Source organism: Micromonospora sp. NBC_01739, from assembly GCF_035920385.1.
GTDB lineage: Bacteria > Actinomycetota > Actinomycetes > Mycobacteriales > Micromonosporaceae > Micromonospora.
Window position 1 is genome coordinate 3,438,302 of record NZ_CP109151.1, and the last position, 20,861, is coordinate 3,459,162.

The following is a 20,861-nucleotide window of genomic DNA, read 5'->3' on the forward strand; positions in this document are numbered from 1 at the left end:
CGGGAGAGGATGGGCTGATGAGTGCGTTGTTCACACCCCTGACCCTGCGCGCGGTGACCCTGCCCAACCGGATCGCCCTGGCACCCATGTGCCAGTACAGTGCCGGTCCCGACGGCCTGCCCCACGACTGGCACCTGGTGCACCTGGGCACCCGGGCGGTCGGTGGGGCCGGCCTGGTGATGACCGAGGCCACCGCGGTGCTGCCGGAGGGGCGGATCAGCCCTCAGGACACCGGGATCTGGTCCGACCGGCAGGTCGACGCCTGGCGTCCGGTGACCCGGTTCGTGGCCGCCCACGGGGCGGTGCCGGTCGTGCAACTGGCGCACGCCGGTTTCAAGGCCTCCACCTACCGGCCCGGGGATCCGCGCCGAGGTGGGGTACCGGACGCCGAGGGCGGATGGACTCCGGTGGGGCCCACCGAGGAGCCCTTCCTGCCGGAGTACCGGGTGCCGACCGCCCTGGACGAGGCCGGCATCGCCGCCGTGGTGCGGGCCTTCGCGGTGGCGGCCGACCGGGCGGTGGCCGCGGGCTTCGCCGCCGTGGAGGTGCACGCCGCGCACGGCTACCTGCTGCACGAGTTCCTGTCGCCGTTGACCAATCACCGCACCGACGGCTGGGGTGGGGACCGGGCCGGGCGGATGCGGCTGACCCTGGAGGTCACCCGGGCGGTCCGGGCCGCCGTCGGCGAGGACCTGCCGGTGCTGGTTCGGATCTCGGCCACCGACTGGGTGGCGGGCGGCTGGACCGTGGACGACAGCGTGGCGCTCGCCACCGAGTTGGCCGCCGCCGGAGTGGACCTGGTCGACTGTTCCTCCGGCGGTGCCTCGCCGGACGCCAGCATCCCGGTCGGCCGGGGCTACCAGGTGCCGCTGGCCGCCCAGGTCCGCCGGGAGGCCCAGGTGCCCACCGGAGCGGTCGGCCTGATCGTCGAGCCGGAGCAGGCCGAGGCGATCATCGCCGAGGGTGCGGCCGACCTGGTGCTGCTCGGTCGGGAACTGCTGCGCAACCCGTACTGGCCGCACCAGGCCGCCGCCAAGCTGGGCGCCGAGACCGCCTGGCCCCGGCAGTACCTGCGGGCGGTCTGAGCACGAGAGGCCGTACCTGCGGGGCGGTCTCAGGGCGACAGGGCCGGGCCCGGCAGGCGGTCTCAGGGCGGGAGCCGGGCCCGGCCGTGCTGCCGCCGGGCTCAGCCGGCCAGGTGCCCCCAACGTTGTTCCAGGTCGCGCCACGGGCCCTGGGCCGCCACCGTGCCGCCGATCAGCACCAGCACATGGTCGGCCCGCACCAGGGCGGCCCGCTTCGAGGTGGAACCCACGACGGTCACCCCGTGCTCGCGCAGGGCCTGCCACAGGTCCAGTTCCGTGGTGACGTCCAGGGCGCTGGAGATGTCGTCGGCGATCAGCAGTTCGGTACGCGGTGCCAACGCCCGAGCCAGGGCCAGGCGCTGGAGTTGCCCGCCGGAGAGCCGGGTGCCCTTGTGCCCGATGAGCAGCCCCAGTCCGCTGCCGGTGGCCGCCAGGTCGTGTTCCAGTTGAGCGGTGGTCACGGCGTGCTCGGGGTCGACCGGATGCCCCAGGGTGATGTTGTCGGCGACCGTGCCGGAGAGCACCCGGGGCACCTGGCCGACATAACCGACCTGGTTGGGGCGCAGGAACACCTCCGGCTCGGTGACCGGATCCCCGTTCCAGGTCAACTGCCCGATGTGCGGGGCGATCCCGGCCAGGGCCCGCAGCAGGGAGGACTTGCCCGAGCCGACCGGTCCGACGACCAGCACGAGTTGACCACGCGCCACGGTCAGGTCGACATCGCGTACCGCCACGGTGCCGTCGGTGTGCCGTACCCCGAAGCCGGTCAACTCCAGCCGACGCAGCGGGGTACGCGGTGCCTGCGGTGGGGCCGGGGCGGTGCCCGCCGTGAGATCGACCCCGGGGATCCCCGCTGAGTACGCCTCGACCCCGGCCATCTCGATCGTCCGGCGGGTCCACACCCGGGCTGACGGCACCTGGGAGACCAGGGATGCGGTGGTCCACGCGAACCAGCGCGCCGCGCCCAGGGTGGCGACCGCGACCAGCGCCGCTCCGGAGGAGATGCTCCCGGCCAGGTACAGCGCCCAGACCCCGATCGGCAGCAGGCCGCTGGCCAGTGCCGGAGTGGATCTGGCCCACACCTGCACGGCGATCTCCCGGCGTTGCCGGTCGCTGCGTACCGTGTCGAGGTCGGCCAGGTGGGTCAGCACCGGACGGGTGGCCCCGGCCAGCTTGATCGTCCGGGCCGCCGACAGGCTGGACACCAGGGCGGTGGCGAAGGCCGCCCGCGCGGCCACGGTGTCGCGGGCCGCCCGCTCCAGTCGCGGCCCGAACCCGGTGGCGGCCAGCCCGGACAGCACCATCGTGCCGAGGAAGAACAGCCCCGGCACCACGCTGCCGGTGACCAGGGTCATCACGGTCAGCAGGATCACCGCTACGGTCTGGTCCAGCATGTTGTCGGCCAGTTGGACGACCCGTTCGGTGTCACCGCCCTGGGCCACCACCTCGGCCGGGGTGTGTCGGCTGATCCGGCGCGGACCGGTCTGACCGTGCACCAGGCGGGCGCTGATCCGCAGCATCTGCCGCACGAACCAGGCCGGGAACCACAGGTGGGTCCAGTAGTTGGTCGGGATGGCGACGATCAGGCCGACCGCGATGCCCAACGCGGGCAGCCAGGGGTCCCCGGTGCCGTCGACCACGTCGGCCCAGAGCCAGGCCAGGATCGGGCCGTCCAGGCCGAGAATGGCCAGTACGGCGAAGACCCCGATGACGGCCACCCCGTAACGGGGATCGTTGAGGCAGAGGCGCAGGACCTCCCGCAGGGTCTGGGTCCGGGAGGCCGGTCGCCGGTCGACACCCGACCCGGTCGTACCCCCGTCGACCTGGTCCCCCGCGACCGGCGCGATCGGTTCGGCTGTCAGGGTCGGCCCCGGATCGTCGGCGGAGCGCTCGACTCCCGGGGCCGACGGCCCGGCACCACCGGAGGGTGCCGGAGTGAGCACCCGGCCCGCCGACTCCGTCGCCACGGCCCCGACCAGTGCCGGTTCCCCGAGCACCCGAGCGGCATCGGCTTCGGCTTCGCCGAGCAGGGCGGCGGCGTCGCCGTACCCGTCCGTATTGCTGGCGGCCAGCAGTTCGGCGAAGCGGCGGGAGCTGGCCAGCGGGGCGGCCTCCACCACCGCGCCGTCGGCCAGCACCACCACCTCGTCGCACTCCCGTACGGAGGAGAGCCGGTGGGCGATGACGATGCCGATCCGGTCCCGCAGCAGCCGCGCGGTGGCCTGCTGCACCCGGGCCTCGGTGACCGGGTCCAGTCGGGCGGTGGCCTCGTCGAGGATCACCACATGGGGGTCGCGGACCAGGATGCGGGCGAAGGCGACCAGTTGTTCCTGCCCGGCGGACAGCACATGCCCACCCTCACCGAGCCGGGTGTCCAGGCCGGCGGGCAGTTCGGCGATCCACCCGGCCAGGCCCAACTCGTGCAGGGCCCGCCCGGCGGCGTCGAGCAGTTCCGGGTCGAACAGGGCCACGTTCTCGGCGAGGGTGCCGGCCAGGATCTCGGTGCGCTGCGGCACCACCGCTATCCACCGGCGAAGCTGTTCCACATCCAGGTCGAGCACGTCCCGCCCGCCGAGCAGCACCGTGCCCGGTGGCACCTCGACCGCCCGGGTCAGCACCTTGGCCAATGTCGACTTGCCCGAACCGGTCCGCCCGACCAGCGCGTACGACCGGCCCCGGGTGAAGGTCAGGTCGATGTCGCGCAGGGCCGGGCCCCGGCCGGTGTCCGCCCCGGCCGGATAGTGGAAGGTCAGGTCGCGGATGGTCAGGTCCCCGTCGACCGGAGGGTCGCCGCCGGTGGGCTCCTGTTCGGCGTTCTGGAGCAGCTGCACCCGTCCCCAGGCGCCCAGGGCGTACTGCACCTCGGGCACCATCCGGCTGACGTGTTCGACAGTCATGCCCAGGGAGAGGGCCAGCAGCCAGATCGCCGTCAGCCGGGCGGCATCCACCCGGCCGGTGCTCAGCGCCCACACCCCGCCCAGCACCACCAGGGCGATGCCGACCCGGGTGACCCCGGCGGCGATCGTGTTCACCTGGGCACCCATCCGCCAGACCAGCAGGCCCCGGCGGAGCACCTCGGAGGCCCGGCGGGCGTACAGGCGCAGCACGTACGGGCGGGCCAGGGTGGTGCGTACGTCGTCCTGGCCGTGGATGGACTCCTCCATCACCGCCGCCAGGTCGGACCAGGCCGCCTCCTCCTTCATCCGGGCCGGGGCGATCCGGCTCGCGGGACGCCGCAGGGTGACCGCCAGCAGGATGGTCAGCAGCAGCATGCCGAGCCCGGCCGGCCACCAGACCGTCAGCCCGACCACTGTGGAGACCAGGCCCACCGCCAGCGCCTGGGCCAACCGGATGCCGGGGCCGCGTACCCCGGAGGCCACGTCGTAGACGTCACCGTCGATGCGGTCGAGCATCTCGCCCACCGGGGTGGTCTCCAGGGCGGGCACGGGTTGCCCCAGCGCCACCCGACACAGCCGACGCCGCAGGTCGGCGGACCAGTCGGCGGTCACCCCGGCCATCACCAGGCTGACCACCAGGTCGCTGAGGACGGCGACCACCAGGGCGATCGACAGCACCAGGAAGAAGCCGACGGACCGGTTCACCAGCACCGGCCCGGCCAGCGCGGCCGTGACCGCCTGACCGATGCCGCCGAGCACGATCAGGACGACCACCAGGGTCATCCGGCGGGGAGAGGTGACCCACAGATCACGAAGCAGTCGCACGGGTCAGGTCCTCCGGTGTGCTGTACGAAGGCTCCAGCCTGCGGTGGGCGACCAGCCGATTCAACCCATTTTTGCGTTATCCGGGCCACCTCACAGCGGCCCAGGTGAGCTGGGCAACTCTCGCCGCGCGTCAGAACAACACGGTGGCCAGGGTGCCGACCGGGCGGAACCCGCACCGCTCGTAGACCCGCCGGGCGGGCTGGTTGAAGTCGTTGACGTACAGGCTGACCGTCGGGGCCACCCGGTGGAGCGCGTCGCGTACCACCGCCGCCATCGCCGCCGTGGCGATGCCCCGGCCGCGCCACTCCGGCGCCACCCAGACCCCCTGGATCTGCGCGGTGTGCCGGGTGACGACCGCGAGTTCGGCCTTGAAGACCACCCGACCGTCGACGAACCGGGCGTACGCCCGATTGGCCCGGATCAGGTCGGTGACCCGGCGGCGGTACCCGCGCCCGGCGTCCTCGGCCAGCGGTGAGACCCCGACCTCCTCGGTGTACATCGCCACCGCCGCCGGGAAGAGCAGGTCTAGTTCGGCACCCCGGACCAGGCGTACGTGCGGGTCGGCCGGGACGGTCGGCATCGCCTCCGTGACCAGCAACGGCTGATTGGGGCGTACGTCCCGGGCCGGTCCCCAGGTGTCGCAGAGGCGGTCCCACAACTCCAGCACCGCGTCGGCCCGCCCCACGATGGAGGAGCAGATCCGGTCCTCACCGGCCAGCAGGTCGGCGAAGGCGGCCGTGGCCTGTCGGGTGGCCAGCACCGGGGTCAGGTTGCCGCCCAGCCAGCAGACCGATTCGAGCTGCCGGCGGGAGCCGTACCCCAGCACCCGCCCCTCGGCCCGCCACCAGGCCAGCCCACGCGCGGCGACCCGCTCGGCGACCTGCGCTCCCGCGTACGGGTCGAGGTCGAGCAGCCGTTCGACCGCACGACGCTCCGACTCCCCCAGTTGCCGCACCGGCGCCGTCAACACGGTTACCAGCCTGCCAGATCGGTCCGAGTCGTGTTGGCGGACGGTAACCGTGATGAGCACCCTCGGCAGCACTGCGAGCACGGAACGTCCCGTTGATGCCTCCGAGGTCGAGACGGCGGCTCAGACACCCCCCTGGGCGGAGGTCGCCGAGGACACCGTCAACAGTTGGCACGACATCCGGCACGCGGGCGCGCAGGCCATGCAGGCCCTCCGGCAGGTGATGCTGACCGGCACCGACGACCAGCGGGAACGCGCCGCCACGGTGCTGGACGAGACCCGCCGCAAGCTGTACGCCATCCTCGCCGAATCCGAGTGACCCGGGAGGTGCTGCACTCCAGGCGCAACATCACCCTCGATGTGGGATCGAGTGGCCTCGTCTCGACGAATAGCCACTCGATCCCACATCGAGCACGATCATGGGGCCCCCGCGGAGCGCGAGGGCATCAGTGGGTGGGTCAGTGGACGCTGACGGTGGCGCCGGGGAGCAGGCCGCGCAGGTCCTCGGGCAGTTCGGCGCCCATCTCGTCGGCCAGCCGTAGCGCCTCCTCGATGAGGGTCTCCACGATCTGCCCCTCGGGCACGGTCTTGATGACCTGGCCCTTGACGAAGATCTGGCCCTTGCCGTTGCCGGAGGCCACCCCCAGGTCGGCCTCACGGGCCTCACCGGGACCGTTGACGACACAGCCCATCACGGCCACCCGCAGCGGCACCGGCAGCCCCTCCAGGCCGGCGGTGACCTCCTCGGCGAGCTTGTAGACGTCCACCTGGGCCCGCCCGCAGGAGGGGCAGGAGACGATCTCCAGGCCGCGCTCACGCAGCCCCAGGGACTCCAGGATCTGGTTGCCGACCTTGATCTCCTCGACCGGCGGCGCGGACAGGGACACCCGGATGGTGTCGCCGATCCCCTCGGCCAGCAGGGCGCCGAAGGCGACCGCCGACTTGATGGTGCCCTGGAAGGCCGGGCCGGCCTCGGTGACCCCCAGGTGCAGGGGGTAGTCGCACTGCGCGGCGAGCTGCCGGTACGCCCGGATCATCACCACGGGGTCGTTGTGCTTGACCGAGATCTTGATGTCCCGGAAGCCGTGCTCCTCGAACAGGGAGCACTCCCACAGCGCCGACTCGACCAGGGCCTCGGCGGTGGCCTTGCCGTACTTGGCGAGCAGCCGCTTGTCCAGGGAACCGGCGTTGACCCCGATCCGGATCGGGGTACCGGCGGCGGAGGCCGCTGCCGCGATCTCCTTGACCTTGTCGTCGAACTGCCGGATGTTGCCCGGGTTGACCCGTACCGCCGCGCAGCCGGCGTCGATCGCGGCGAAGACGTACTTCGGCTGGAAGTGGATGTCGGCGATGACCGGGATCTGCGACTTGCGGGCGATCGCCGGCAGGGCCTCCACGTCGTCCTGGCTGGGCACCGCCACCCGGACGATCTGGCAGCCGGAGGCGGTCAGCTCGGCGATCTGCTGGAGAGTGGCGTTGACGTCGGCGGTCAGGGTGGTGGTCATCGACTGCACGGAGACCGGGGCACCCCCACCGACCGGCACCGAACCGACCATGATCTGGCGACTGGCCCGGCGGGGGGCCAGCGGCGGCGGCGGTACGGCGGGCATACCGAGGCGGACAGCGGTCACTTCAGGCACTCACCTTGGGAAGAGGGTGATCGGGTTGACGACGTCCGCGGTGATCGTGAGCAGGGTGAACACCCCACCGATCAGGATCACCACGTACGTGAAGGGCATCAGCTTGAAGTAGTCGACACGGCCCGGGTCGGGGCGGCGCAGCCGCGCGTACACCCAGGAGCGGGCCCGTTCGAACCAGGCGATGGCGATGTGGCCGCCGTCCAGGGGCAGCAGCGGCAGCAGGTTGAACACCCCGATGAAGAAGTTCAGCGAGATGAACAGCATGATGAAGATTTCCCAGGCGTTGTTGGCGACGGCCTCGCCGCCGAGCACGCTGGCGCCGACCACGCTGATCGGGGTGTCGATGTCACGTTCCCCACCGGTGATGGCGGTCCACAGGGCGGGGACCTTCTCCGGCAGGCGCTGCAGGGCCTGGGCGGTGGCCACCGCCATGTCGCCGATGAAGGTGCTGGTGGCGCCGACGGCCTCCACCGGACCGTAGGAGACCAGGCCGGGGGTGGAGAGGACCAGGCCGACACCGAGCGCGGAGACCTCGGTGACCGGACCCTCCGGGTTGTCGATCGGCGGACGCTTGGTGGTCGCCAGGGTGGTCTCCGTGGTGGCGGGCTGGCCGTCACGCTCGTACCCGATGGTGGCGGTGCTGCCCGGGGTGGTGGCCCGCAGGGTGGTCAGCAGCTCGCCGTAGTTGTTGATCGGGGTGCCGTTGATCGAGGTGATCCGGTCGCCGTTCTGCAGCCCGGCCGCCCCGGCGGGGCTGGCCGCGTCGCCCGCGGCGCACTCCCGGTAGGTGGTGTCCGGCAGGACGCAGTCCTGGATGGCGATCACCGCGGGCTCGGCCCGGATCTGCTGCTCGTCCCGTGGGAAGTCCGGGTTGGGCAGGCCGAAGGTCATCGCCGCCAGCCAGGCCGCGAAGATCGCCAGCCCGAAGTGGGTGATCGACCCGGCGGACATCACGATGGTCCGCTTCCACACCGGGTAGCGCCACATGGCCCGCTTCTCGTCGCCGGGTTCGACGTCGTCGTCCTGCGGGGTCATCCCGACGATCTTGCAGAAGCCACCGAGGGGGATGCCCTTGAGGCCGTACTCGGTCTCGCCCCGCTTGAAGGAGAAGATGGTCGGGCCGAAGCCGACGAAGTAGCGGGTGACCTTCATTCCGAAGGCCTTGGCGGTGAGCATGTGGCCGGCCTCGTGCAGGCTGACCGAAACCAGGATGCCGAGGGCGAACAGCGCCACCCCGAACGCGAACGACATCAAGCTCCTTCCACCGCAGCAGCGATGATCTCCTGCGCGTGCGCGCGGGCCCACGACTCGGCTTCGAGTACGTCCTCGACGGTACCCGGTTCACCGAAATCGGGAGCCCCCTCCAACACCCGCTGTAACGTGTCGACGATGCCGAGGAAGGGCAGTCGCCCGGCGACGAACGCCGCGACGCACTCCTCGTTGGCCGCGTTGTAGATCGCCGGCCGGCAGCGCCCCGCCTCGCCGGCCGCCTTGGCCAGCGCCACCGCCGGGAACGCGGTGTCGTCCAGCGGCGCGAACTCCCAGGTGTGACTCTTGCTCCAGTCCACGGCTCCGGCGGCGTCCGGCACCCGGTCCGGCCAGCCGAGTCCCAGGGCGATCGGCAGCCGCATGTCCGGCGGGCTGGCCTGGGCGATCGTGGACCCGTCGACGAACTCCACCATCGAGTGGATCACCGACTGGGGGTGCACCATCACGGTGATGTCGGCGTACGGCACGTCGAACAGCTCGTGCGCCTCGATCACCTCCAACGCCTTGTTGACCATGGTCGCCGAGTTGATCGTGACCACCGGCCCCATGTTCCAGGTCGGGTGCGCCAGGGCCTGCTCGGGCGTGACGGCTGTCAACTCGTCGCGCCGCCTACCCCGGAACGGCCCACCACTGGCGGTGACGATCAGCCGGCGTACCTCACCCCGGGTGCCGCCGCGCAGGCACTGCGCCAGCGCCGAGTGCTCCGAGTCCACCGGGACGATCTGCTCCGGCCGGGTCACCGCGGCCTTGACCAGCGAGCCGCCGGCCACCAGGGACTCCTTGTTGGCCAACGCGAGGGTACGCCCGGCGCGCAGCGCGGCCAGGGTCGGCGCGAGCCCGAGGGACCCCACCACCCCGTTGAGTACGACGTCACACGGCCACTGCGCCAACTCGGTCATCGCGTCCGGCCCGGCCACGATCTTGGGCAGCTTGAACTCCCCGGAGGCCCAGCCCCGCCGGCTCGCCTCGGCGTAGAAGGCCAACTGAAGATCCTGCGCGGCAGAGGCCTTGGCCACCCCGACCGCCTCGACGCCGAGTTCCAGGGCCTGGGCGGCGAGCAGCCCTACATTGCCGCCACCGGCACCCAGCGCCACCACCCGGAACCGGTCCGGGTTGCGCCGCACGATGTCGATGGCCTGGGTACCGATCGACCCGGTACAACCCAACAGCACAAGATCACGGGGGGAACTCACGCCGCCATTCTTCCCCACGCCCGCTGGGCGAGAAGGAAGGGCACCTTATTAACGCCTGCGGTAGAGGAAGGGCCCCTTGTTAACCGGAGGAGCTACCGTCAGCTCTCCTCGCTCGGAGGGTTCTCCTCTTCCAACGGAGCTTCCTCGCCGAGCAGGTCAGCCGGATCGATCGAGAACTCGAACGGCTCCCGCATCACGAAGGTATTTCCGGCCGCAGCGGCGGCCACCGGTCGGTACTCGCCGTCGATCAGCTCGAACAGTGCGATGGTGGGGACTCGGTTACGCAGGTCGACCCGGAGGAAGAAGGGTACGCCGGCCGTACCGTACTCGCGGGGACGATCGATGATGTCCTTACGCCGATTGCCGGGCGACACGACCTCACCGAGCAGAACGGCATGCCTGATGTCCATGGTCGTGCGCCCCCCTCCGGGAACGCGCAGCACGACGAGGTCGGGGATGAACAGATCCTGCCCGGAGACGACGTTCGCCTCCGCGTAGAGCCACAGCTTGGCCTTCCGGGCAGCCTGCTTCAACAGGTACGCGAGATCAAGCTCGGCATCCTGGTGGTCATATCCGGCGTGGGGTGTCACGATCACGCTTCCGCTCAGGACCTCAACCTTGGGGCCGTTGGTCTCCGGCAACAGGTCGAGGGCGAGCTGAGCGGTCCACGGCTCGTCGTGCCACCGCAGCACGTCGAACGACGGCCCGGCGGGCCGGTCATCGGCGTCCGGCGCGGGTTCGGGCGCGTACGCGGCCTGGGCCATCCGGGCTCACCCCCTCAGCGGAACATCTTGCTCAACTCAGCCTAGCCAGCACAGCCCGCAGCGCACGCCATCGCACAACCTGTCCGACGCAGCCGGGCAGAGTGATGTCGACCAAGCCTGTGGCACCCCGCACCTCGGCGGGCTGCGATCGCGGAGCGGCCCGACCAGGCCGTACGCTGGGTCTGCCCGGCCGCCGAAAGGACCACACATGTCTGATCTTGACCACACTCCTGAACAGGCTGCCCGGGAGGCGGGGCTCCGCGAGGTCTCCGAGGCGCTACTCAACATCGAGCAGGCCATCAAACGGACTGAGCGGGCGAAGCGCACCGTCTCCATGACGGTTGGCTGCGATGATCTGGCTCGGATGTTGGATACGGCGGCCCGGAATCTGGAGATTGCTCGCAAGGACCTGTTTCAGGGTGCCTACTTCTCTGCGGATTCGCCTAAGCTCTTTTGACCATGCGCAGTGGTGAGGAGATCCGGGCGGCCCTGATCAAGTTCGTCGGCCGTTGGCAGCACCCCTACGATCCGTTCACCGGACGCGACGGCAGGGCGGTTGCGCAACAGCTCGGTCTTCCGGTCGCCTGACCAGGCCAGACGCCTGGTGCCGAGCCGGTCGGCAGGTCAGCCGCCGACTGTGGGTACGTTTCTTGTCGTTGGGGCAGCAAGAAACGCACCCACAGCTCTCGGTCACGTCGGGCTCAGCCGCGCACGCCGAATCGGCCCTCGCGGGCGGCGGCGACGAACCGGGTCCAGCTCTCGGGGCCGAAGCTCAGCTCCGCGCCCTGCCGATCCTTGCTGTCGCGTACGCCGACGGCATCAGCGAACCCCGCCACCTCCACGCATTCACCGTTGCCGCCGGACCGGGACGACGTGCGCCACATCCCGTCACGCTTCATGGGTCATCTCCTTCGCGATCGCCGTGATCAGCTCACGGGAGTCATCGACATCGAGCGCCCGCTGGCCGAGCGAACGCCAAGCATCCTCGTAGGTCTGGATCTCGTGCGGCTTGTCAAGGTAAACCGCGCCGCACGGACCGTCCATGTAGATCGTGGTCGGCTCCGGCTCCCGCACGTCGGTCGGGAAGTCGAGCATGGTGAAGGTGCCTGTCTCAACCCAGCGGAACAGCCCGGCGGCCAACGGGAGCACCCGGATCTTGATGTTGTGCTGTCGACCCGCCACCATCAGCGCGTCGAGTTGCCGGGCCATGGCTGACAGGTCACGCAGCGGCCGACGCAGCACCGCCTCGCTGAGAATCACGTCGTAGTAGGGCGCCCGGGGCACCGCCCGAGCCAACAACCGCTGTCGGCGCAGCCGGACATCCACCCTGGCCTGCTGCTCCGCCGGGGACAGGTCCGGATGGTCCGTCGCGATGACCTCGGCCATGTACTCGACCGTCTGCAACAGGCCGGGAATCAGGTTGCCCTCGTACTTCCGGATTCTGGTCGCGGCGGCCTCCAGGCCGACATAGAGCTTGAACCAGTCCTTGATTACCTCCCCGTAGCTGTGCCACCAGCCGTGTGCCTTGGTTTCCCGGGCCAGGGCACGCATGGTCTGGATGGTCTCCGGGGTCGCGCGATACACCCGGCACATCGCCTCCACGTCGTTCGGGTGCATGGGGACCTGGCCGGTTTCGTACCGCCAAATTCGCGGCGTCGACCATTCCAGTTCCTTCGCGGCCGCGACCACCGTTACATGCGCGTTTTCGCGAAGTTCTCTCAAATATCTGCCGAGTTGCCTACGCGGGACGGTGCTGCCCGAGTCGTCCACGTCATCTCCTCTGCTGTTGTCGCGTAAGGCTCCTCATCCCTTGGTCCGCATTCTTCCGCAAAACATTGCGGAAGACCACGAGTGAAATGAGCATCGTGGATGACCAGCCGATCCCCCTGGCAGGTCACACCGGGGCGGGCGCCCTTCCCCGAATCCTCATCCCGGCGCCCGCCCCGGTGCCGTAATCACGAAAGGGAGGATCATGGAATCGCTCGATGATGTCCTCGGCGACATTCCGCTACCGCCCTACATCACCGCCGAAGACGTGACCTTTGCGCTCCGCGCGATCACCGTGCACGCCGCACAAGAATGGCCCGACGGCCCGCGCTGCCGCAACGACCGGGCACCACATCCCTGCCGACTGCACCGCTGGGGCCGCCGCGTCCTCACCCAACGCGGCCTCACCGACCAGCAGATCACCACGATGCTCGCCGAGCAGGAAGCCGCCCGCCCATGATCTACCTGTCCGGGGAGCGCCCACTCCCCCAGCACGTCCGCGCCGCCAGTTTCGACACCCGGCTACGCGGCCTCGACCCCACCCAGGTGTACGCCTACCTCGACCGGCTCGCCGAGGAGATGGAACGTCTGCACCGCGAACTGACCACCGCCAACACCGAAGCCGAACGCATCCGGCAGGCACTACGACAGTGGCAGTCCCGCCAGGCCGCCCACCGCCACCACCGCCGGGAGTCGTGATGAGTGCAGCCCGCTGGATCATCCACCTGCCCACCACCCTGACCAGCCTCGACCAGGCCACCGCCCTAGCCGTCGCGCTGCGCGACTCACTCGGCCACCTGACGGTCATCGACTTCGGCGAAACCACCCTCAGCGAAGAAGACCACCAAAGCCTGCGTACCCGAATCTGGTGCGACGCCCCACTCGACGAGCCTGGCCGCTGCCACCGCCCTAACGACCACGACGGACCCTGCGGAGGGCTTCGCGGGAGAGGAAGTCGGCTCGGCGGATGACCTCCGGAAGGCGGTAGCGCGGGCTCAGGTCGAGGGTCAGGGTGGTCGCCTGGTCGAGGGTGGTGCGGTGGCCCACCGACACGAACACCGGCTTGACCCCGGTCTGGGTACGCAGCACCCGGCCCAGCACCTCGCCGTCGGCCCGCAGCGGCGACCAGTCGCCCCGGCTCCTGCCCGGCTCGTCGTACCCGGCGACGAAGGGGGTCTTCGCCACCCCGAAGGTCGGCAGCCCGGTGACCACACCCAGGTGACAGGCCAGGCCGAAGCGTCGAGGATGGGCGATGCCGTACCCGTCGCACACCACCAGGTCGGGAGGGGTAGCGAGCCGGTCGAGCGCCGTCAGCAGGATCGGCACCTCGCGAAACGCCAGCAGCCCGGGGACGTACGGAAAGGTCACCTCGCCGGGCACGACGGCCGACTCCACCTCGACGCCGGTGGCCAGGTCGAAGACCACCGCGGCGGCCGTGACACGCGGCGACGATTTGTCGTACGAGACGTCGATGCCAGCCACGAGTCGTGGCGCGGTGGTCAGGTGTTCGTGCAGGTCGAGACGCTGCCGCAACTGCTCCTGGATGCCCTCGGCCGCAGCCACCGAGCCAGGAGCCACCGAGCCAGAAGCCATCGACACAGGAGCCATCGACACAGGGGCCGCGAACGGCTCACCGGGGTCGGGTGGTCGGGTCACGCCGGGCGGGCCAGGACGAAGGTCTCCAACTCCGCGCCGCCGTACCAGTCGCTGCGGCGACCGACGGGTGTCATGCCGAGCCGACGGGCCACCGCCACCGAGGCGGTGTTGCCCGGGGCGACCACCGCGTGGATCAGCGGTGTCCCGGTGGCGAATTCCCGGTCCAGGCAGGCGCGAGCGGCTTCGGTGGCGTACCCGTTGCCCCAGGCCTGCGGGTGCAGGTGCCAGCCCACCTCGATGTCATCGGTGAGCACCTGCTCGTCGCGCCCCGGCAACAGCTTGATCATCACCGTGCCGACCAGCACGCCGGTCTCCCGCACCTCGATCGCCCAGAGGCCGTACCGGTCGCCGTACGCCGCGTGTCGCCGTTGCCACCTCGCCAACAACTCCGCCGCCTGTGTCGGGTCCGTCAACGGGAACCTCGATGCGGCACCGAGCCACTGAGCGATCTCCGGCCGGGAGTAGATCTCGAACAGCCGGGCCAGATCCGCCGGCCCATCGGTCCAGTCCCGCACGAGTAGCCGCTCGGTGGTCACGATCGTCATGAACCATGATCGTAATTACCGCCGACCTGGCCGCAACACCATTTCCTGGCCAGTGCAGAGCGGCCACCACTGGTACGACTAGCCCCCGCCCTGCTCCGCTCCGCCGTCTGTCGCAGGCACCGGCTGGTCGAGGAAACGGGCGCTGTGGCGAATCCCCACCGGAATGCTGAGCAACGCCATACCCGCCGCCAGGAGCACCACGAGTTCGGTGAGCACCTGCTGCTGCGGCCAGTTCGTCAGCAGCCGCAGCAGGTACGGCAGCCAGATCAGTCCACCGGCGAGCAGACCCGCCAGGCAGGACCGCCTGGCCAGGCCCGGCGCCATCCTGCCGACGGCGACGGCGTACACCAGGGCAGCGGCCGGCAGCACCGACAAACCGGAAGCTGCGCCCAGGGTGAAGACCGTTCCCAGGGGATCACCCGAGTTCGTTCCGGTCAGCGCGTACTCCACGAACATGACAAGTCCCGTCAGGCTCATCAGGCCGGCGACGACGACCAGCGCGGCCCGCTGTCGGCCGGCGCGTCGCACCAGCAGGGCGGCGCAGCCGACCAGAGCCACGAAGCTGCCCACGGCTGCCGACACGGGAAGGGCCACCCGCCGACCGGCGATCGCGGTCGCCTCGGTGACGCTCGGGATCGCCGTCGCGGAGGCTTCGATCCGGTAGGTGTCACCGACAGTGGTGCCGAAGCCGATCCGTTCCCAGCGGCCGGCGGAGTCGCGGCGGGCGTAGCCGTCCCGGCCGTTCGCCACCAGCACCACCACCCCGTCGTCGGCCTGGTCCCGCACCAGCAGGGCACGGGACGACAGGTACTCATCGGGGTTCTTCAAGCCGCGCATCCGCAGGCCGAGTCGCGCCCGCGCGTCCTCGTCGACCTGCCAGGCCAGCCGCCAGGTCGCCCCACCGTCCCGGCTATCCTGCACCGCCAACCGACCCGGTACGACCCGGAAGCAGTGCGTGGGCTCTCGTGCCGAGCAGTCCAGCCCGGAGGCTGCGGGCGGGGCCTGCCTACGGAACAGTTCGAGATCGTCACCTTTGAGGGCCGTGAAGGTCAGTCCGTCATCCGGGCTGATGTCCCACCAGTCGGGCTCCCGGTCACCGTGGTAGGCGTTACCGTTCCCGCCGACCACCCCACCGCGCCACTCGTACAGGGCGATCGCGTCGTCGTGCTGCGGGGCGGAGGTGCCCGCGACGCCCAGCCCGGCGATCGGCAACACCACGAGCACCGCGACCATCCGCAGCCAACCGGCAAGGGTCGGCCGGGCCGCCGCGGACCGCCACGTCCACCAGGCGAGCCCCAGCGCCGGCAGAGCCAGCAGATCCGTCAGATCAGCCCGGATCACGGACGGGCCGTTGACCACGCTCCACCACGCCGAGGCCACCGCAGCCCCCGTCGCGGTGGCCTTCACCACCGTGAACCCCACCCCCACCAGCAGGATCGCGCCGACGGCGAGCACCTCGCCCAGCAGACCCGATTCCCCGGTCGTACGCCGGAGGGCAGGTCTGCACCACCCCCACAGTCGAACGGCACCGACCAGCACCAGGGCCAGCAGGGGTGGCGTCATCACCATCCCGGCCACATCACTGAGCTTGCCGGTCAACCAGCCCGGAAAGACCGCCTTCAGCAGATGGTCGTTGACGATCAGCAAGGCGGTGGCCGCCACCGTCACCGGATGGATCAACCAGCGCAGGAAGTTCTCCGCCCAGGCTGCATCAGTCGTGCCCTCCCGCCGGAACCCCGCCATGTTCCACTCCCCCGTGGTCCAGTGAGCTGCCGTCCTCCACAGTCGACTCAGCAGGTAACGGAGCCGTCTCGCCTTCGCCGCGAACTGGCATTTCCAAGGTCGGGGGCGGGGCCACCATCGATCATGCCGCCCACGATCAACCGGGCTGGGGTGGCGCGGACCCTGCTCTCCCGCCGACAGCTCTAAACGAATCTTGGACAGTTCTCGTTAGCGACTAACGGGAACTGTCCAAGATTTACTCTGGCAGTTCCCGCCGACACGGGAGGCCGGCGGGAACTGCCCAGGATGATCGCTTACTGCCAGAGGGCGGCGGCGACCTGCGGGTAGAGGCCCTCGGGGTGGGCCCGGAACAGCGGCTCCGTGCCGAACAGGGTCACGTTCGCCCCCTTCGCCACGCCACTGACCACTACCGCGTGACCGGCGGCGGCCTCCTGGCCACCCCAGTGCCCGGCGAGGAAGAAGCCCTCCGCAGCCAGGCGCTGGTCGACACGTACGCCGTCACCGACGCGGGTGAAGTACTGCGGCGCGTCGACGAAGGCGGTCGGCAGCGCGTTACCCGTGATCGGCGAAGCCGGGTCGTTGACCACCTTCACGATGCCGTTGGCGTCGCTGCGTCCCGCCGCGATGGTCACGTCGAGCAGACCGGCGCGGTCGTTGAACTGCTTGCCGCTGGACCCGCGCCCGACGATGGTGCCGCCGTTCGCCAGCCACTGGTTGAAGGCGGCGGCCTGGGTGGCGTTGAGGCTCAGCGGGTTGAACGACGTCGTCGAGACGAAGAAGGCGTCGAAGTCGGCGAAGGACAGGGTGCCGTTGTTGAAGGCGGTGTGGGTCACCGAGATCGGCTCGAAGCCCATCTGCTGCAGGGCGAAGATCTCACCACCGTTGGCCGCGACACCCAGGCGGGTCTTCGACACTCCGGTGGTGTTGCGGACCTGCGGCGGGGTCATCCGGATGAACTCCACCCCGTACGCCTCGGCGACCTGACGGACCACGGACAGGTCACCGGGCACCACGAAGGTGCCGTCGGCGGTCCGGGACAGCCGTACCCCGTCGTTGAGCAGCTTGTTGACGGCCTGGATGCCGGCCACGGAGTCGACGACCAGCCCGTAGTGGGACTGCTTGCCCGGCGGCACGGAACCGGTGGCGTGGGCCTCGGTCACCGGACGCAGCGCCTTGTCGTCCAGCTTGATGTTGCCGTCCACCTGCTGCACGGTGGCGCCCCACAGGTGACCGTGACTCCAGGCCGAGATGTCGTACATCGCGTTGAAGTCGTTGGTCACGTCCCGCCCGACCCCGAGCAGGGTGCTGGCCAGTCCCCGCTTGGCCTGACGCATGTCGACGACGTAGGTGCCGGCCTCGTAGTGCGTACGGCCCAGCTTGAACGGCCGACTGGCGCGCTGCACCTCAAGGTCGTTGTCGAGCATGAACTGCACCAGCCGGGCCGCCGCAGTGGCGCTGCGCTGGTCCTTACCGGCCGGGATGACGTACGCCCGGGCGAAGTCCTGCAGGTGGGTCTTGATGTTGTCGCCGCGGGCCAGGGAGATGGCCAGCGGGTCGTCGATCGGCCGGGTCGACTCACCGTCCACCCCACGGCGGAACCACTCCAGCTGGTTGGCGAGCAGCTCCTCGCGGTTCTGGGTGGCGTACTCGAAGTTGCCCCGGATGGTGGCGGCGGCAACGGCGGTGTTGATCCGGGTGCGCTCGTGGCGCTCGGCGACCGTCAGGTTGCCCCGGGGGTTCAGCGGCACCTCGATGGTGTGGCCGATGGCGCCGTGGTACATCGCGTACATCGGGGTGAAGATCGGCGGCCAGTCGTCCCAGCCCTGGGTGCGGTCCCGGAACGGAATGTCGTTGCGCCGGGTGCCGTCGGAGTTGGTGCAGCTGGCCCGGTTCTCCCCGGTGGCCAGCACGGCCCGCTCCATGGACAGGGCGTTGCGCAGGGCGTGCTTGATGTACAGGTCGTACTCGTAGTTGTCACCGTGCGGACCGGTGGTCGGCTCGATCAGGGTGCAGTTGACGTACCCGTGGATGTCCAACATGGTCAACGGGCTGTAGCGGACCAGCTGGGCCCGCACCGCGCGGACCTCCGGCTGCGAGGCCGTGATGTAGTCACGGTTCATGTCGAAGCCGTTGGCGTTGGCCCGGGTAGCGGCCACCCGCCCATCCGGGTTGTTGGTGACCACGAAGGCGAAGACGTGCTTGTTGAGCATGTCCACGATCGCCGGGTCGGAGGAGAAGGCCAGGTCCTGCAGGATCTGGAGGCTGGCGTCGGTGCCTTCCCACTCGTTGCCGTGGATGTTGTTGTTGACGAACAGCGGGGTGCGCCAGTTGGCGTACCCACCGGCGGCCAGCTTGGCCTGGGCCGCGTGCGGGTCGCTGATCCGCAGGTCCGACAGCTGCTGCCAGGTCTTCCACTGGGCGTCGCTCATCGGTGCGGTGGCCACCACCAGGTGCAGGTCCCGGCCGAGCACGGACTGGCCGATCACCTCCACGTTGATCCGGTTGCTGCGCTGCAGGTTGCGCAGGGCAGCCGGGATGTCGTGGTACGGGATGAGGTTGAGCGGGATCGACGCGTCGGTCAGCTCCACCGGCACGTCGGCGATGACATCGTTACGCGGTTTGCCGGGCAGTTTCGCCGATGCGGCCGGCTGGCTGGGCTTCCGGCCGGGAGCGTCGGCGGAGCGTCCGCGCTTGCCAGGCCCGACGCCGAAGGGCAGTTCGGTGTCGGACTGGCCGCGCGGCGAGGCAGCGGCCGGGCCGCGCTCTCCCGGGTCAGGGGGTGCTGCCACGGCGGCGGATGCCGGTCCGATCAGGAGCGTCGCGGCGAGCAGGGCCATCAATGGTCGTCGTACAGCCACGCAGATACCTCGCTTCGAGGAGGGGGCAGGTGGCGACTCTTGATCGCCAACGCCGTTGAATGGCTGTTCTACCAGCGACGACAGCTCAAGTCGATAGCCTGAGGGGTGCTGGTTACCTACTCAGCGGTCAGGAGGAAGGTCTCCACCTCGGTGCCGCCGTACCAGTCGGAGCGTCGGCCCACATAGGTCATGCCGAGTCGTCGACAGACCGCCATGGATCGCTCGTTGCCCGGCATGACCACCGCGTACACCTGGGGGTTGCCGGTGGCGAACTCGCGGGCCAGCACGGCCCGGGCCGCCTCGGTGGCGTAGCCGTAACCCCAGGAGTCGGGGTGCAGATGCCACCCCACCTCGATGTCCTCGGTCGGGGTATGGCCGTCCGCGCCGGGCAACGGCTTGAGCAGTACGCTGCCCGCCACCTTGCCGGTGTCGCGTACCTCGATCGCCCAGAAGCCGTACCGCCCGTGGTACGGGGCGAAGCGCTGCCGCCAGGTGGCCAGCCGCTCGGCGGCCTGTTCCGGTTCGAGCAGCCGTCCCGCTCCCCCGCCCAGCCAACGCATCACGTCTTCCCGGGAGTAGATCTCGTAGATCCGGGCTAGGTCGGTCGGCGCGTCGGTCCACTCTCGCAGGACCAGCCGGTCGGTGCTGGCTACGGTCATGGCTGGCGATCCTACGTCGCGCCCACCCCCAGAATCGCCGGCCGGGCCGGGAAGCGTGGCCGCAGTCGGTACGGGGAACAGAGGTGTGATGGGTGCAGCATGGCGACGGACGAGGCGGATCACCCAGGCCGCCTTCCGGCCGGTACGCGGACGGGACCTGTCACTGCACGCCGCCGCGATCACCTTCTACGGTGCGATCGCCGTGGTGCCGGTGGCCCTGCTGGCCATCTGGCTGACCAGCCTGCTGGCGGGAGCCGACCAGGTCCGGCGACTCACCGGGTACGCCGTGGAGGCGCTGCCGGACGCGATCGGTGCCCCGCACGCGGTGGCCGCCCTGGTCGAGGCCGGGGTGGGCCTGACCCCGTGGCTGGCCCTGGCCGCGGTGCTGCCCGCCTCGCTGTACGGCGAAGGGCTGCGCCGGGCCTTCGTGTCGGTCGCCGCCCCCCGCTCGGACGAACACCTGGTCGGCTGGCGGGGACGACTGTTGCTGCTGCCCCTGCTCGCGCCGGCCCCGGCGCTGCTGCTGGCCATCCTGCTGGCCCTGCCGACCACCACCGGCCTGGTCCGCCGGGGCGGCTGGGCCGGTGCCCTAGGGGTGGTGCTCTCCTTCCTGGCCGTGTGGCTGGTGCTCACCCCGGTGCTGCTCTGGGTCTTCCGGGTGGTCGGTCCCGCCTCCCCGGACTGGCTCTCCACCCTGCTGGTGGGTTCGTTCACCGCGGCGAACCTCTCCGGCTTCCTGCACGGCTTCGTCCTGTTCGCCTCCCTCCCCCTCGACCTGGGCCTCCCCTTCGGTGGCCTGGACGAGGTAGGCGCCGCCGTAGCCGTCCTCCTCTGGCTCTACCTCTTCCACGTCATAGTCCTGGCCGGCTACTCCGCCACCCTCGCCCTCTCCACCTGGCGCACCCGCCGTGAGGCGCGCCCCTGAGCCCTGTTGATCATGAGGTTGGCGGCACTCTGAAGATCCACAAGTGCCGCCAACCTCATGATCAACGC

At 70.3% G+C, this 20,861-nt stretch carries 19 protein-coding genes and 1 pseudogene; 7 read left to right on the forward strand and 13 right to left on the reverse strand.

The window, feature by feature from the left end:
- Positions 1-17 precede the first annotated feature (17 nt).
- Positions 18-1,085, forward strand: coding sequence for an NADH:flavin oxidoreductase/NADH oxidase (locus tag OIE53_RS15280; protein WP_327022219.1), 1,068 nt, complete (start codon positions 18-20; stop codon positions 1,083-1,085).
- A gap of 101 nt (positions 1,086-1,186) precedes the next feature.
- On the opposite strand, the gene OIE53_RS15285 is transcribed toward OIE53_RS15280, so the two are convergent.
- Positions 1,187-4,807, reverse strand: coding sequence for an ABC transporter ATP-binding protein (locus OIE53_RS15285; RefSeq protein WP_327022220.1), 3,621 nt, complete (start codon positions 4,805-4,807; stop codon positions 1,187-1,189).
- Between the two features lie 130 nt (positions 4,808-4,937).
- Positions 4,938-5,777: a GNAT family N-acetyltransferase gene (locus tag OIE53_RS15290; RefSeq protein ID WP_327022221.1), complete on the reverse strand. Its 840-nt coding sequence runs from the start codon at positions 5,775-5,777 to the stop codon at positions 4,938-4,940.
- Between the two features lie 118 nt (positions 5,778-5,895).
- On the opposite strand from OIE53_RS15290, the pseudogene OIE53_RS15295 reads away from it, so the two are divergent.
- Positions 5,896-6,093: pseudogene (locus tag OIE53_RS15295) on the forward strand (PadR family transcriptional regulator); the annotation flags it as partial.
- Positions 6,094-6,232: 139 nt separating this feature from the next.
- Here OIE53_RS15295 and ispG read toward each other — a convergent pair.
- The 4 genes from ispG to OIE53_RS15315 all read right to left on the reverse strand — a co-directional run bounded on the left by ispG (position 6,233) and on the right by OIE53_RS15315 (position 10,640).
- A complete protein-coding gene (ispG, locus tag OIE53_RS15300; protein WP_327022222.1) occupies positions 6,233-7,405 on the reverse strand; it encodes a flavodoxin-dependent (E)-4-hydroxy-3-methylbut-2-enyl-diphosphate synthase in 1,173 nt (390 codons plus the stop codon).
- Positions 7,406-7,414: 9 nt separating this feature from the next.
- Positions 7,415-8,665 (reverse strand): M50 family metallopeptidase, encoded by a 1,251-nt coding sequence (locus OIE53_RS15305; protein WP_327022223.1) that lies wholly within the window; start codon positions 8,663-8,665, stop codon positions 7,415-7,417.
- Positions 8,665-9,876 carry a 1-deoxy-D-xylulose-5-phosphate reductoisomerase gene (gene dxr / locus OIE53_RS15310; protein ID WP_327022224.1) on the reverse strand — a complete coding sequence of 404 codons (1,212 nt, stop codon included), beginning with the start codon at positions 9,874-9,876 and terminating at the stop codon, positions 8,665-8,667. The genes OIE53_RS15305 and dxr overlap by 1 nt, the downstream gene beginning before the upstream one ends.
- Positions 9,877-9,974: 98 nt before the next feature.
- Positions 9,975-10,640 carry a Uma2 family endonuclease gene (locus tag OIE53_RS15315; RefSeq protein ID WP_327022225.1) on the reverse strand — a complete coding sequence of 222 codons (666 nt, stop codon included), beginning with the start codon at positions 10,638-10,640 and terminating at the stop codon, positions 9,975-9,977.
- 208 nt (positions 10,641-10,848) lie between these two features.
- Here OIE53_RS15315 and OIE53_RS15320 point away from each other — a divergent pair, with 208 nt between their 5' ends.
- A complete protein-coding gene (locus tag OIE53_RS15320; protein WP_327022226.1) occupies positions 10,849-11,097 on the forward strand; it encodes a hypothetical protein in 249 nt (82 codons plus the stop codon).
- A 2-nt stretch (positions 11,098-11,099) separates the two neighbouring features.
- Positions 11,100-11,228: a hypothetical protein gene (locus OIE53_RS15325; RefSeq protein WP_327022227.1), complete on the forward strand. Its 129-nt coding sequence runs from the start codon at positions 11,100-11,102 to the stop codon at positions 11,226-11,228.
- Between the two features lie 113 nt (positions 11,229-11,341).
- Here OIE53_RS15325 and OIE53_RS15330 read toward each other — a convergent pair whose 3' ends face one another.
- Together OIE53_RS15330 and OIE53_RS15335 are read right to left on the reverse strand one after the other, a co-directional pair.
- Positions 11,342-11,524: a DUF397 domain-containing protein gene (locus OIE53_RS15330; protein WP_327027229.1), complete on the reverse strand. Its 183-nt coding sequence runs from the start codon at positions 11,522-11,524 to the stop codon at positions 11,342-11,344.
- A gap of 4 nt (positions 11,525-11,528) precedes the next feature.
- Positions 11,529-12,410 carry a helix-turn-helix domain-containing protein gene (locus tag OIE53_RS15335; RefSeq protein ID WP_327022228.1) on the reverse strand — a complete coding sequence of 294 codons (882 nt, stop codon included), beginning with the start codon at positions 12,408-12,410 and terminating at the stop codon, positions 11,529-11,531.
- A 202-nt stretch (positions 12,411-12,612) separates the two neighbouring features.
- Between OIE53_RS15335 and OIE53_RS15340 the strand changes: the two genes are divergently transcribed.
- The gene (locus OIE53_RS15340) at positions 12,613-12,867 is read left to right on the forward strand and encodes a hypothetical protein (RefSeq protein ID WP_327022229.1); all 255 of its coding nucleotides are present in this window, start codon (positions 12,613-12,615) and stop codon (positions 12,865-12,867) included.
- Positions 12,864-13,106, forward strand: coding sequence for a DivIVA domain-containing protein (locus OIE53_RS15345; RefSeq protein ID WP_327022230.1), 243 nt, complete (start codon positions 12,864-12,866; stop codon positions 13,104-13,106). Before OIE53_RS15340 ends, OIE53_RS15345 begins: the two co-directional genes overlap by 4 nt.
- Positions 13,107-13,316: 210 nt before the next feature.
- On the opposite strand, the gene OIE53_RS15350 is transcribed toward OIE53_RS15345, so the two are convergent.
- From OIE53_RS15350 to OIE53_RS15370, 5 genes are all read right to left on the reverse strand, one after another.
- Positions 13,317-14,000 (reverse strand): endonuclease V, encoded by a 684-nt coding sequence (locus OIE53_RS15350; protein ID WP_327022231.1) that lies wholly within the window; start codon positions 13,998-14,000, stop codon positions 13,317-13,319.
- Between the two features lie 59 nt (positions 14,001-14,059).
- Positions 14,060-14,608, reverse strand: a complete 549-nt coding sequence (locus OIE53_RS15355; protein WP_327022232.1) for a GNAT family N-acetyltransferase — start codon at positions 14,606-14,608, stop codon at positions 14,060-14,062.
- A 78-nt stretch (positions 14,609-14,686) separates the two neighbouring features.
- The gene (locus tag OIE53_RS15360; RefSeq protein ID WP_327022233.1) at positions 14,687-16,351 is read right to left on the reverse strand and encodes a hypothetical protein; all 1,665 of its coding nucleotides are present in this window, start codon (positions 16,349-16,351) and stop codon (positions 14,687-14,689) included.
- 293 nt (positions 16,352-16,644) lie between these two features.
- Positions 16,645-19,140, reverse strand: coding sequence for a M14 family metallopeptidase (locus OIE53_RS15365; protein WP_327022234.1), 2,496 nt, complete (start codon positions 19,138-19,140; stop codon positions 16,645-16,647).
- A gap of 185 nt (positions 19,141-19,325) precedes the next feature.
- Entirely contained in the window at positions 19,326-19,868 is a 543-nt protein-coding gene (locus OIE53_RS15370) for a GNAT family N-acetyltransferase (protein ID WP_327022235.1), read from the reverse strand.
- An 88-nt stretch (positions 19,869-19,956) separates the two neighbouring features.
- Between OIE53_RS15370 and OIE53_RS15375 the strand changes: the two genes are divergently transcribed.
- Complete coding sequence (locus OIE53_RS15375) at positions 19,957-20,793, forward strand: YhjD/YihY/BrkB family envelope integrity protein (protein WP_327022236.1); 837 nt, start codon at positions 19,957-19,959, stop codon at positions 20,791-20,793.
- Positions 20,794-20,861: the final 68 nt, after the last annotated feature.

Excerpts from the sequence above, each read along its gene's own strand:
- OIE53_RS15320 (WP_327022226.1), top strand. The coding sequence starts at position 10,849 with ATGTCTGATCTTGACCACACTCCTGAACAGGCTGCCCGGGAGGCGGGG.
- OIE53_RS15325 (WP_327022227.1), top strand. The coding sequence starts at position 11,100 with ATGCGCAGTGGTGAGGAGATCCGGGCGGCCCTGATCAAGTTCGTCGGC.
- OIE53_RS15345 (WP_327022230.1), top strand. The coding sequence starts at position 12,864 with ATGATCTACCTGTCCGGGGAGCGCCCACTCCCCCAGCACGTCCGCGCC.
- OIE53_RS15375 (WP_327022236.1), top strand. The coding sequence starts at position 19,957 with ATGGGTGCAGCATGGCGACGGACGAGGCGGATCACCCAGGCCGCCTTC.
- OIE53_RS15280 (WP_327022219.1), top strand. The coding sequence starts at position 18 with ATGAGTGCGTTGTTCACACCCCTGACCCTGCGCGCGGTGACCCTGCCC.
- OIE53_RS15350 (WP_327022231.1), bottom strand. The coding sequence starts at position 14,000 with ATGGCTTCTGGCTCGGTGGCTCCTGGCTCGGTGGCTGCGGCCGAGGGC.
- OIE53_RS15370 (WP_327022235.1), bottom strand. The coding sequence starts at position 19,868 with ATGACCGTAGCCAGCACCGACCGGCTGGTCCTGCGAGAGTGGACCGAC.
- OIE53_RS15305 (WP_327022223.1), bottom strand. The coding sequence starts at position 8,665 with ATGTCGTTCGCGTTCGGGGTGGCGCTGTTCGCCCTCGGCATCCTGGTT.
- OIE53_RS15360 (WP_327022233.1), bottom strand. The coding sequence starts at position 16,351 with ATGGCGGGGTTCCGGCGGGAGGGCACGACTGATGCAGCCTGGGCGGAG.
- OIE53_RS15330 (WP_327027229.1), bottom strand. The coding sequence starts at position 11,524 with ATGTGGCGCACGTCGTCCCGGTCCGGCGGCAACGGTGAATGCGTGGAG.
- OIE53_RS15340 (WP_327022229.1), top strand. The coding sequence starts at position 12,613 with ATGGAATCGCTCGATGATGTCCTCGGCGACATTCCGCTACCGCCCTAC.
- OIE53_RS15315 (WP_327022225.1), bottom strand. The coding sequence starts at position 10,640 with ATGGCCCAGGCCGCGTACGCGCCCGAACCCGCGCCGGACGCCGATGAC.
- OIE53_RS15355 (WP_327022232.1), bottom strand. The coding sequence starts at position 14,608 with ATGACGATCGTGACCACCGAGCGGCTACTCGTGCGGGACTGGACCGAT.